The 12011-nt window shown below is 49.7% G+C and carries 11 protein-coding genes; all 11 read right to left on the bottom strand.

From position 1 onward, the window contains the following. Positions 1-174: 174 nt before the first annotated feature. Positions 175-1068, bottom strand: coding sequence for a GNAT family N-acetyltransferase (locus Q8M98_03665; protein MDP3113854.1), 894 nt, complete (start codon positions 1066-1068; stop codon positions 175-177). 9 nt (positions 1069-1077) lie between these two features. Further along, positions 1078-1854, bottom strand: a complete 777-nt coding sequence (locus tag Q8M98_03660) for a DUF4339 domain-containing protein (protein ID MDP3113853.1) — start codon at positions 1852-1854, stop codon at positions 1078-1080. 143 nt (positions 1855-1997) lie between these two features. Further along, positions 1998-3512 carry a hypothetical protein gene (locus tag Q8M98_03655; GenBank protein MDP3113852.1) on the bottom strand — a complete coding sequence of 505 codons (1515 nt, stop codon included), beginning with the start codon at positions 3510-3512 and terminating at the stop codon, positions 1998-2000. Beyond that, entirely contained in the window at positions 3506-4261 is a 756-nt protein-coding gene (locus Q8M98_03650; protein ID MDP3113851.1) for a hypothetical protein, read from the bottom strand. The genes Q8M98_03655 and Q8M98_03650 overlap by 7 nt, the downstream gene beginning before the upstream one ends. Positions 4262-4283: 22 nt before the next feature. Continuing rightward, positions 4284-5387 (bottom strand): sn-glycerol-3-phosphate ABC transporter ATP-binding protein UgpC, encoded by a 1104-nt coding sequence (gene ugpC, locus Q8M98_03645; GenBank protein MDP3113850.1) that lies wholly within the window; start codon positions 5385-5387, stop codon positions 4284-4286. A gap of 60 nt (positions 5388-5447) precedes the next feature. Continuing rightward, a complete protein-coding gene (locus Q8M98_03640) occupies positions 5448-7097 on the bottom strand; it encodes a GGDEF domain-containing protein (protein MDP3113849.1) in 1650 nt (549 codons plus the stop codon). Further along, a complete protein-coding gene (locus Q8M98_03635; GenBank protein ID MDP3113848.1) occupies positions 7094-7432 on the bottom strand; it encodes a septum formation initiator family protein in 339 nt (112 codons plus the stop codon). The genes Q8M98_03640 and Q8M98_03635 overlap by 4 nt, the downstream gene beginning before the upstream one ends. Then, a complete protein-coding gene (locus Q8M98_03630; GenBank protein ID MDP3113847.1) occupies positions 7429-8550 on the bottom strand; it encodes a DUF362 domain-containing protein in 1122 nt (373 codons plus the stop codon). Before Q8M98_03630 ends, Q8M98_03635 begins: the two co-directional genes overlap by 4 nt. Continuing rightward, positions 8547-9716 (bottom strand): hypothetical protein, encoded by a 1170-nt coding sequence (locus tag Q8M98_03625; GenBank protein ID MDP3113846.1) that lies wholly within the window; start codon positions 9714-9716, stop codon positions 8547-8549. The genes Q8M98_03630 and Q8M98_03625 overlap by 4 nt, the downstream gene beginning before the upstream one ends. A gap of 13 nt (positions 9717-9729) precedes the next feature. After that, positions 9730-10989 (bottom strand): adenylosuccinate synthase, encoded by a 1260-nt coding sequence (locus Q8M98_03620; GenBank protein ID MDP3113845.1) that lies wholly within the window; start codon positions 10987-10989, stop codon positions 9730-9732. Positions 10990-11271: 282 nt separating this feature from the next. Further along, positions 11272-11841: a hypothetical protein gene (locus tag Q8M98_03615; protein ID MDP3113844.1), complete on the bottom strand. Its 570-nt coding sequence runs from the start codon at positions 11839-11841 to the stop codon at positions 11272-11274. Between the last annotated feature and the right edge of the window lie 170 nt (positions 11842-12011).

Genomic DNA, 12011 nt, shown 5'->3' with positions numbered 1-12011 from the left:
TACTGGCAAGCATTCTATGCCTTAGCTCTTCAGCAGGCAATGTGTCGTTAACATGGATACGGTTCATCTGTACCTCCAGCTATTGTTGTTCTGGAGATACTATAATCATAATTTGGATTTATGCAAGCGAATTAGTATAAGATGTTGTTGGTGAAATAGTATCATAAAAAGGATTTACTGATCCAAAGCACTGATCCGATCCTCCGCCATCTTCAGCACATACATGTTTGCCACGGGTTCTTTTTCCTCATCCCAAAAGTTGAAGCCGTGTTTGCTCAGCAGAGGCAGCGAAGAGACAAATCGCGGGGACAGGACTATGCCATACTTGCGCCTGCTGCCATGGAAGTGCTGGTAAAATGCCAATTCAGGTTTTAGGTCGGCTGGTGGTGGGGTCAAAAAAGTGATGTGTTTATCGATAACTCCGCCAAGGAGATAAATGCTTTGGGGAGTTTGAAATACGACTGCGTGTTTCCTGATGAAAGCCAATGAAGCGGGAGCATTGTGCAGAGCCTGCCACCCGAGAGGGATGAAATCCCCCAGGGCGGAAAAGATGCTCATGTCATAGTCTTTCAATATCTTCGGTTTTTTCGTGTCCCGCACGCCGCGTTTGTCGAGTTGATAACAGTTTTGAACTACTTCGAAGCCCACTTTTTGGGTGAGATGCAGGCTCTCGGCGTTTTTGTAATAGGTGCAGAATTCGAAGCTCAGAGGGGGATTCAGCTTTTTCAATTCAACTGCGATGCCCATCGCAAAACGGTTCATCAGAGTGGCGATGCCCTTGCCTTGAAAACGCCCGTGCACGCGCAAACCCTCAAACCACAGCACATTATCCGGTAATAAACTCAGTTTCAAACAGGCGATCACTCTGCCGCGAAACTCACAAACGATAAAATATGGCTCGGAAATCCACTTGTCCATGATCTGCGGCAGGTAATCATGCCCCTCCCAGATCGTTCGGGAAATGGAGATCAGGTCCTTGCGATCCCCTGGCTCCGCCAATCGAATCACGCACTCTCCGTTTATGGCAGGAACGAAAACAGTGTCGGCTTTCAGCTTGAAGTTATTCATTTTATACCATCATACAAAGTAGGTTTTGATCAGCAGCCGCAGATAACCCAGGATAAATCCAATGGAAACCACGGCAGTAAAATAGAAGCCAAAGCTCGGTTTGGAAACGGGTCGTTTGAGGATCTCGTTGACGTCGTTGATATAGCGCTGCACTGGTATGAGCACCCATGAGGTGAGCATGAACACGAGCAGGAAATTCATGGTGGCGGAAATGAACGGGATTCTGCCAAAAGGATTGATCATCAGTCCAGGAATGACCATATACCACAGCAGCGTAAGGTGCATCGGATTCCAGGGTGCGCGTTTCACTTTCATCATCTCGCGGTGGATACTGATCTGGTGAAATATCTCATAGGCAAAGAAGACATAGCGGGTCAGAGCGCGGAAATATGATCCCGTGCGGGTTTTGGAGTGGGACGCCAAATAGTTCCATTGCTTGTAGAACCAGTAAAACTGAAATAGCCCGAAGGTGATGAGCTGCATCAACATGAGCTTTTTTGGCGGCAGGTTGTAAAAGATCGGCTGAGTGCTATCGATGGGGATGTCCGCGTGGGCAAATTCGGCGAATTCCCCGGCAATCACATCGCTGAAGATGGGCTTGGGCAAGGGTTTGTGGATGATCTCCATGATCTCGGGAATGTCTCTGATTTTGAGCCAAAGCCCGGTCTTGGCAGATAATACGGAGGAATCGATATCCAATTCCCCGATAAAAACCGCGTTGACAAGCCTGGCATCGGACACGGGACCGAGGTCTTTGCCGTTTCTTGAATAGAACCATTTGGACATGGGCTTCTCCTTGTATGGTGCTGATTGTAGTGTGAAAATCAGCCTGTATGCACTGTTAGTGTCTCGTTAAGTATTCAATGTCGTATGGGGAAGCCGAATTGTGGGGAATCGGAATTCCCCACCCTATTCATCGTATCACCGGCTTAAAAACTTGCTCCCAGCCTGACTAAAAGCTGATAATTACCGGAAATCAGCAAGGACTGCCGGTAGGCGCTGCCAAAGCGCATGCCTTTGTAAGTGTATTCTCCGCTGAGAGATAACGTGCTGTCCTCACCAGAGGTCAAAGCATAAGCATCCGGCTCCTGGCTATCGGGTATGACAAATTCGTGCAGGCTGTGCCAGCGTTGCCAAGATATCTCTGTTTTCAGCTTTCCATATGCGTATGCGAGCGCGTTTTCGGCAAAGAAGGAGTTCTTATCATAATCGCGTTTCTGCTCAAAATGATAGCGGAATTGGGCAGACCAGGTGAGCACCGGAAACAGCTTTTGTGTGATAACTATCTGGGCGCGATAGTTTTGCGGGATTGTGCTTTGGTAGGAATCGTCGATCTCATAGAGAATCTCGCGGTCAAAGCGAAACAGCGATAATCTCACTCTGCTGCCGCTTTCTTTGTATTCGAGCGCCGCCATCTGACGCGACAGATAATTCTCATCCAGATCGGAAACGTGGTTGATACTCAATCGGGTGAGCAAAACGATGTTTTCCAACATAGGGATTTGGGCGTCCCAGCTCAATTCCTCGGCGGACAAACGCTTGCTGAGAACAGCCGGGCTAATGGCATAGGCAGTATATTGGTTTGAGGGGTTTTGGGCATAGCCGAAACTCTGTTTGAAGCTGCCATAGGTCATTTCCCAGACGACTCGTGAGTTGTTCTTTCCATTCTGCCAGGCGCTTTCCACGTCTATCTTGTGGCGCTTTATGCTCAGCGCCGCGTAGAGGCTGAAAGCATTTAGCGCGGTTTCTTTGGCGTCATCGGAAAACTCGCGGTCATAGCTTTGGTGGTATGCCATACCCGCCAAAGAAAAGCTTGCTCCCTCATAGCCAAGAGTCGCTCCGTAAAGGCTTTCCAGGGTGCTGCCCAGTTCCTCAGTTTTTTTGGTGGGCAGGCTGAGGATATCCTCTCCGCTCAACCTTGCCTTGCGGGATTGAGCTGATCCGAAACCAAGCAGGGAAAGCTCTTTCCAGCCAAGCTTAGCCGCCGCGCCAAAGGGAGAATAGACGTCCGCGCGGGGTGGCTTTTCCAGCTCATAAATGGATGAAGGCATGCCTCTTTTCCCGTATCCGAAGACGATCCCTCTGCCAAAACGGAGGCGGTAATTTCCCAGGCTCACTTGTCGAACAAGGTCTTTGCCGCTCAGATTGATGGTGAAATTGGCGTGGGTGCTGCCGTCCTCATAGTTGAATATGGTATTCAACAGCAAATAGTCTTTCTTGCTGCGATAAATGGCGCTGTGCAGAGAATAGGAGTCCTCTTCCTTCAGGTAGAGAGAGGATTCAAGCGCCAGGGGACGGATAAAAGCGCTCAGCTCTTTGTAGAAATCGCTCAGGGAGTCGTATTGCAGGTCTTCGGTTATGAGCTCAATCAGGTCTGATTCTACCGCGCAAAGCGGTATTGCAAACAGGAGCAACAGCAGCAGGAGCGCGCTTTTAGCTACCATCGGAGCCCAAGATCAATGCCGTGTGAAAGGTTCAATTCCGGATGCGTGCGCACGGCATACATGAGCTCTGCATATCCGAGCGTAAATTTGACGCCAAAACCCAGCCGTGGCGGTTCGCTCTGCCATGAGCTTTGAAAGGTAATGAGGTTTGCAACCTTGTATGAAGATGCCGCGCGATAGCTGCTATCGCCGTGCGGGGCATAGACATAGCTGCCGGCAAAGCTGATTCCGGGAGCGACCTCAGTGCTGGCACCAAGATGCAATTGGGGATCAATGCTGCCCATGCGGACATATCTGATCTCGGTGGCATATTGCTTTTTCCACAAGCTTAATGCCACATCCGCGTCCCATTCGTAATAGCTGTCGTTGGTGCTAATCTTGGCATAGTGCAGATGTTGGGTGTAGCCGAGGGCAAAATTGGACAAATTCAAGCTGAAACCGAGATAGTTGTCCTGGCTGCGGATATCGCTGTGCTGCAAGTAGTTCATTCCTGTGGAGACGACTATGCTGCCAAAGTTCACGGCATTGTGGATGCCATAGACCGTGGTGTCCTCGATGGAAAAGGGACGGTGGTAGGAAAAGGAGATACCCGTCCTGCCGATGATCGGCGAAAGGGCATAGTCGCTCACCGAATGGGAGAGCATTGTGATCCCTCCCAGAGCGTTCGCGGACGCGGATTCTTCAACGACGATCCCCTTTAATGGGAACCAGAAACAGCAAAGCGCTGCCACGCAGAGAAGATGCCGCATGAATCCTCCAATGAGGCGGTTATCAGTATAGGTTGACCTCGGTTTCGGGATCGAAGAAGTGGACTCGGCTCATATCCAGACTCACCTTCAGATCTTGTCCCATGCGAGGCAGTTCTTTGGGATCAAGCCTGGCGGTGAGAGTGAAGTTAGCGGTTTTGAGCATCACGTGATATTCGTTTCCGAGGGGTTCAACGATGTCGCAGACAGTGTCTATCTGCTGGGTAAATTCTGCCATGGAGTCATAGCGAGCGTCATAGATATCCTCGGGGCGGATGCCAAAGATGATCGGTTTGCCGAGGTAGGCTGCGAGGGTCTCTTTCTCTTTGGAAGTGATCTCCAGCTTGAAATCGCCGCAATCAAAGAAGGCTTTTTCCCCCATTTGGACGAGTTTGCCGTTGATCAGATTGATGGCGGGACTGCCGATGAAACCGGCAACGAAGATGTTTGCGGGATCGTTATAGATATTTAACGGAGTGTCTATCTGATGGATGATGCCGTCTTTCATCACCACGATGCGGTCTGCCATGGTCATCGCCTCGACTTGGTCGTGGGTCACGTAGATCATCGTATTTGCAAGCTTATGGTGCAGCTTGATGATCTCGGCACGCATCTGAACGCGCAATTTGGCATCGAGATTGGAAAGCGGCTCGTCGAAGAGGAAGACCTTGGGGTTGCGCACAATGGCACGTCCCAAGGCAACGCGTTGGCGCTGACCGCCGGAAAGCTGTCCAGGCTTGCGTTTGAGCATGGATTCAATGCCCAAAAGAGCCGCGGCGTGATCCACCTTCTGCTTGATCTGCAGCTTGGTTTCCTTTCTCAGCTTGAGGGCGAAAGCCATGTTATCATAGACCGTCATGTGTGGATAGAGCGCATAGTTTTGAAAGACCATGGCGATGTCCCGGTCCTTGGGTTGAACGTTGTTGATCAAGTTGTCTCCGATCCAGATCTCTCCGCTGGAGATCTCTTCCAGCCCGGCAATGAGGCGCAGAACGGTGGTCTTGCCGCAACCGGAGGGACCCACCAATACGACGAATTCCTTGTCCTCGGCTTCAAAACAGACGTCCTTGACGGCGTGGAAACCGTTATCATAATACTTATTAAGGTTTTTAACGATGATTTTTGCCATGGCAAACTCCTTTGGGAAATACATTTTTTTGTGTGCTGATAATGTCAAGCCGGAAATTGTTCAATCGGCGACCACTGTCTTGTTTCTGCCGGAATTCTTCGCTTTGTAGAGCGATGCATCCGCTTGTGATATATGAAAAATGATGTCCGTCTCGCTGGCGCAATTGTTGTAGTCAAACGCGATGCCGATGGATATCGTGATCGAGATCGGCAGCGCGCGATACATAAACAGATGGTTTTGCACCTCGCCGCGCAGTTCTTCCATCATCGGAAAACAACGTTCAAGCGTGGAATCGAACAGAATCACCAGAAACTCTTCGCCGCCATAACGCACCACGACGTCGCTCTTGCGAAAATGGCTCAGGATGATATTGCCGAGTTCTTTGAGGATATAGTCCCCTGCCTGATGTCCATAGTTGTCGTTGACCAGTTTGAAGTGGTCGATATCGATCATGGCATAGCAGATAGGAACTTTGTGCCGCGCTGCCAGAAGCAGCATGTGATAGAGGTTCGATTCCAGATAGCGGCGGTTTCGAAGACCGGTGAGGCTGTCCGTCACGGAGAGCTGCTCCACCCGGCGATAGAGCTCTTCGATCTTGGCATATTCCGCTTGCAGGGTTTCCACATAGGCGTTGTTTTGCATGCTGATCTGATTTGCCAGATCGTGTGTTCTAATCTCCAAAGCCTTGATGCTGCAAACATATTGTTCGGGAGTCAGGCTCTCGCGTAGGAAGGCGGATGCATTGCGCTGATAATCCCAGCTTTTATGCAGAAAGTAGTTTGAATACTGAAAATACTGGATCGAATCGCTGAACCGCGACTGCATGCCGGAGCTGTAGTTCCCCGCGAAAAAGTATAATATCTGCAACTGCTGAACGGACAGCATCAAGGGTTGATGTTTGATCAGGCGTTTTGTATATAGCATCTTTTCGGAGGGGTTGACGAGCTTGTCTTCGAGAGTAAATAGCTGATAGAGCACCATGGCGGAATTCTGATTTCGGTGGTTGCCAAAGGCGTCTAATAGTTTCAATAGCAGCATCTTCTTGAAGTGAGCGTCCGTGTGCCAATTGATGATTCCGATCCAGCGGATGATCAGATAGAGCGCTACTTCGACGCCTTCCATCGCATAGCCGCACAAGATCAGTTCCAGCCAAAGACGCATAAGCTCGCTGTGGTTTTCAGTCTTTGCCAGCACCTTTGCCTTGCCCAGTTGGAAGACCAGCCAAAGTTTCAGGCAATCGTTATTTATCTGCGGTTCCAATTCTTGCATCACGCTCCCGGCAGTCTCAAAATCACCCGCCCGGGCGAGCAGATAGAACAATTGCAGGCGGTCAACCAACTCGAAAATAATGGGACAGTGATCGGTCTCGCAAAAAAGATGGTTTCGCAGGGATTTATACCAGCTTGAAGGACTGAGGATCGGAATGTGGTTGAGCAGGCTCAGATAGTCCATCAGCGGGGATTTGTGAGAGCTTTTGACGCTTGCCAGAATCTCTATCAACCCGTCGATATAGAGCCCGGAATATTCGCGCACCGCCTGATCGTTCACTGCCGAAGCGCCTGCATCTGAGATGTATGCCACCAGACTTGCGATAATGTGCTCGCGTTCACGATCTCCGGCATCAAAGAGTTTGCCGATCAGTATCTTGATGCGTTTGCGCTGATCCGGCGACACAGTGCTGAACTCTTCCGGATCGATCCCAGTGGTCATTGCTTGTCCTTTTTCACAGTGTTTGGGTCTGTATCCGGTGCAGGGAGGAAACGAAACACCTTTTCACCTTCCTTGATCAGCCCAAACTTCTCGCGCGCCACCTTTTCCGCGGCGGCGGGTGATGTTCTGAGCCGATTGTTTTCGGCGGCAAGGCTGTCGTTGACTGCCTTGAGGGTGTTCACCTCAGCTTCCAGCACACTCATCTTGCGTCCGTTGTTCCAGGTTCTGAGGAAACTGTTTTGACCCCAAAGCAGGATCCAACTCAAAAGAAAAATCATCGCGGCATAATAGAGCAGCCGGAAGATGCGCGCCGGCTTTTGTTGTTGTGGTCTCATCCCATCACCATCCTTGCGATTGGAGATTTATAGATATCAACAGCACGGTGGGGGCAGAGTTCATGGCAGCACATGCATTTGATGCAATCGCCCTTGTCCACTCTCGGAAAACCGCTCCGCCGCCAGTGAATCGCCTGCACCGGGCAGCTCTTCACACAGATGCCGCACCGCTTGCAGCGGTCGCTGATTACCGGGTAATAATAATATGCCTTTTGAAAAACCTTGCGTAGCAAGCCGGGCACGTATTTCAGCATGTCCTTGCTCAGCTTGACGGTTTTGATATCGACTTCCGGAAGGCTGTAGCCTCTAAAACTGGTGGGGATGGAAACGCGCGAGGGCAGCACGCCGTCCAGGTGCAAAGCATCGTGCAGATAGGGAATGTCCGAAATCTTGAACCCCATCATCGTCGCTGCCGTAAAGTCAAGTGCGCTGATAGTTTCGGAGCCGAAGAGCAGCCCAAATTTGCGCACCCGCCCCGCTGAGGGTCCTGCACCGTCCATACCGGTGATCCCATCGATAAAACTATATGTGACGCGATCTCGGGTGAGGGCATAGAGCGCCGTCAACAGTTTCGCGAAACTCTTCGTATCCGGATAAAGCTTGTGATATTCGCTTTTCACCATGCCGGGGATTAAACCATAGAGGTTTTTCAGCGCTCCTGTATATGCCATCAGGCTGTGGGTCTTATATTTAGCGACGTTGATGACGATCCCGCACTGCCAAAAAACCTCGGAGATCTTCACGTCGATGCCTTGATAGTTCAACTCACGAAATCCGGCGGTGGAAAGATTGACCAGCTTGATTGGGTATCTCTCCGCCAGATCTTTGAAGCTGCATGTTTCCCAAACTTGTTCCGCATTGACGGTGCCGCCGGGACTATCTCCAACCCATACTTCTTTGCCATGAGCCAAAAAGTATCTGATCAGCGCTTCCAACACGGCGGGATGTGTCGTCACCGCCTGATCGGGATGATAAGCACCCAGTAGATTTGGTTTGAGCAGCACTCTTTTACTGCGCTTGAGCTTGTTCTTACAGATTCCGCGAAAGAACTCCGCGACCGCGTCTTCGAGCGCCGGCAGGTCATAGGAATCGATCTTGCGGATCTGAACTTTCGTCATTCGAAGTAGAGGAAACCTTTGCGACGGAAGGAACTGAGGTAGAGAGAAAGCGAGAGATTGATCTGCGTCATCGGCGCGCGCCCGGCTATTTCCTGCAAGACGGCAGCGTTGATGGTTCCATCCTGATGATGCCAAGTGAAACCAAGGCTGAGAAAGTGCTGTGTGTTTGCCTTGATGTTTCCGACCAAAGGCACGTTGTCCCACCACATTGCCGTATCGGGGGTGGCACTATTGTTCATCGGCAGGCGGAAAAATCCACTATAAACTTCCGGCATATACATATAGCCATAGCGATAGGTGAATTTGCGCACGTCATTTTCAATCCCCATTTTGATCGCGAGACGGTCATTATAGCGATCGCTCACGGCGCTGAAATTCTCATATTCCAGATCCGCCGTCAGCCTCATGTTTTTCTTATTTAAGCTGATTCCGGCACCGACATTCATTGGCAGCACGGTGTCATATTGCACGAATTTCAGATCCCAATCAATCTTCTGCTCCGGAGTATAGCTCAATCCGAGGCTGCCAATGTCCGTTTTATAGAGGATTCCGGCTTGAGGGCGCAGGATATATCGGGTATTGCTGATGCTTTCGAAACTGCGCAGAATCGTAACTTCGCTCTGATAATAGAGCTGGTTGTGCAGATTCACCCCCAGATGCAGGTTTTCAAAGTGATAACCCGCATTTGCCGTAATCTGATGAAGATTGAAAGTGGGGTAGCGTTGCAGGAAATAGGCACCCAGGTTCATCAGGATGTCAAAATCATCATAGACGATCGTCTTCGGCAGGCTGTAAACCATTCCCGCCGTTAGCTTGGAGCTCAGTTTTCCGCCAATGGCAAGCATTCCGAAGGGCACGGGTGAGGTGAAACGGTCTTCAGAACCATAGGAATCCGTGTTCACGGGAGGCTTGATCAACATTTCCAGATGCAAGGAAACCTTGTCCGGCTTGTAGGCAGCGGGGTTGTGCAGGATGCTTTCCACTCCGCCTTGCATGGCCACTCCGGTATTTCCGCGTCCCATCGCCATGGTGGAGAGATAGTTGCGGCTGAAACTGTCATAGAACGGATTGATAAACTGAGGCATGGGGAAATCCAGACTATCCGCCGCCTGAGCCACCAAACCGACCCCCAACAGCAACATCAAAGGGATCAATAATCTTTTCATAATGAATCCTTATCTATTTCACTACAATGGTTTGAATGCGATCACTGCCCACCGAGACCAGCTTGATCGGCACTTCCATGATGTCCTGAATCGCTTCCAGATATTCTTTTGCCGCTTTGGGAAGCTGTCTCACGCTGCGGCAATCTGTGATGTCCTTGTCCCAACCCTTGAGACTGAGGTATTCCGTCTGAACTGAAGAAAGTGCCACCGGATGAATGGGAAAGCGTTTCAGCTTGGTATCAAGAATCCAGTATCCCGTGCAGATTTTGATCTCTTCGAGCCCGGAAAGCACGTCCAAAAGGGTCAGCGCCATGCTATCGATGCCATTTATTTGTGCCGAATAACGGGCAGCGACACTATCGAACCAGCCTACTCTTCGGGCTCTGCCGGTAGTGGAGCCAAACTCGTTGCCCTGGATGCGGATACGCTGTCCGGTATCGTTTTTGAGCTCGGTCGGAAAAGGTCCTTCGCCCACCCGCGTGGCATAGGCTTTATAGACTCCGATCACCTTATCGACACAGCGGGGTGGAATTCCGGTGCCGACGCTGATCCCTCCGGTGATAGTATGTGATGACGTCACATAGGGATAGGTGCCGAAACCGATGTCCAACATCGTGCCCTGTGCGCCTTCAAACAAGATGTATCTATCGTCTTTATACCATTCCAACAGGAGACTATCCACCGGCGCGACGTATTCTTTCAGATATTCCCAGATCCGGTTCAAATCCGCGATCTCGGCTTCAAGTTCGGGGGTGGTGACCGCGATCTCATGCGAGGCATAAAGGCTTTGCAGACGGTCATTTAACCAGTCAGGATATGCCAGATCGATCATTCTCAAGCCGGTTCGCGATGTTTGATCCGCATAGGCGGGTCCGATTCCGCGCTGCGTGGTGCCGATCTTTCCGGCTCCGAGCCCGCTTTCTTGTTTGTTATCCAGCTTTTTGTGCAGCGGTAAAACCAATCCGGCACGCTCATCGATATAGAGCCTGCCTTTGAAACTAAGCCCCAGTTTTTCAAGGCTTTCGATCTCTTCCTTGAGGGAATATGGATCGATCACCACTCCGGCACCGATCACGCATTTCGTCTCCGGATACAAAATACCCGAGGGGATGGTGTGAAACACATATTTGATCCCGTTGACCACGATCGTGTGTCCGGCATTGGCGCCGCCCTGAAAACGCACCACCACATCGGCGTCCGCACCCAGAAAATCGACTATTTTTGCCTTTGCCTCGTCGCCCCACATGCAACCCAGAACAGCAAGTGAACTCATTTGTCTCGCTCCATTTTATTCATAATCCCATTCTTTTTTTCAAAACTAAAGTGTCAATTGATTTCTATGAAATCCTGCTGGGAAAGGGCTGGCTGCACACCGGGGTTGTCTTTTGTGTTTTTTGCAGCATAATTATAACGTTTTCTTGCAACACCTTATCATCTTTAAAAATGCTGCTACGGGATTCAAAAAGATGTATCCTGCGGATCACAGAATTTGCATATAAGTGCCTGCGAAAAGGTCTGTAGTAAACTCCATTGCAAAAACTCCTGGGCAGTATTGCTACAATATAACCGTTATCCATAACCCCAACTCCACGCTTAGCGATACAAATGCAGAGTATAAATTCACCACCTCAATATCAATAGCGCTCATCAGTCTACTATATTCAGAATTCGAATGGATTTTCATATAGGGGGGATTGAGTATTGCGTGTGTATATATTGGTTTCTCAAAAGAAAGTATCTCGTTGACTGCCGACTTGACGAAATCAACATTGAAAATGGAGTAATTAACTTTTGCGCTTAGATTTATGCTGTGCAGGTTTCCCGATAGTGTTGGAATCAACAGATCATCAATTTCGAAACAATCAACCTGAATAGAAGATTGTGGAGAGCGCTCCAGTATATTCATTACAAACGCACATGAAAGCCCTCCAATCCCGGCACCTGGATCAAGAAGCTTTTTGGGCTTTTCTATCGGAACAGGAAAAAATGAAGCCATAAAAGATGAGATTATATGAGGTGTGAAATATTGCCCATAATTCTCTCTTTGTAATAATCTCACTCCTCGAGAGATATGCGCCCTCTGTGCATCAATGCTCGCGATTATTGAACTAAGTGCGTTTTCCATTTTTTTCTCCCTGCGTGTGCACTTCTGATTAAGCATGTCCGCATAAATGTCTATAATAATAAACTCCAAATCCCAATTCCTACTTTTAGAGGTTTAACGAGTTTGTTTTCTCTCCAAGCCCAGCAGATTTGCCGCACCGCATGAATCTTTTCCTGTAAATTATTGTAGTC

Source organism: Candidatus Cloacimonadaceae bacterium (assembly GCA_030693415.1).
Lineage (GTDB): Bacteria > Cloacimonadota > Cloacimonadia > Cloacimonadales > Cloacimonadaceae > JAUYAR01.
Note: the sequence above shows the minus strand (reverse complement) of the source record. Positions and strands in the feature narration are given on the sequence as shown.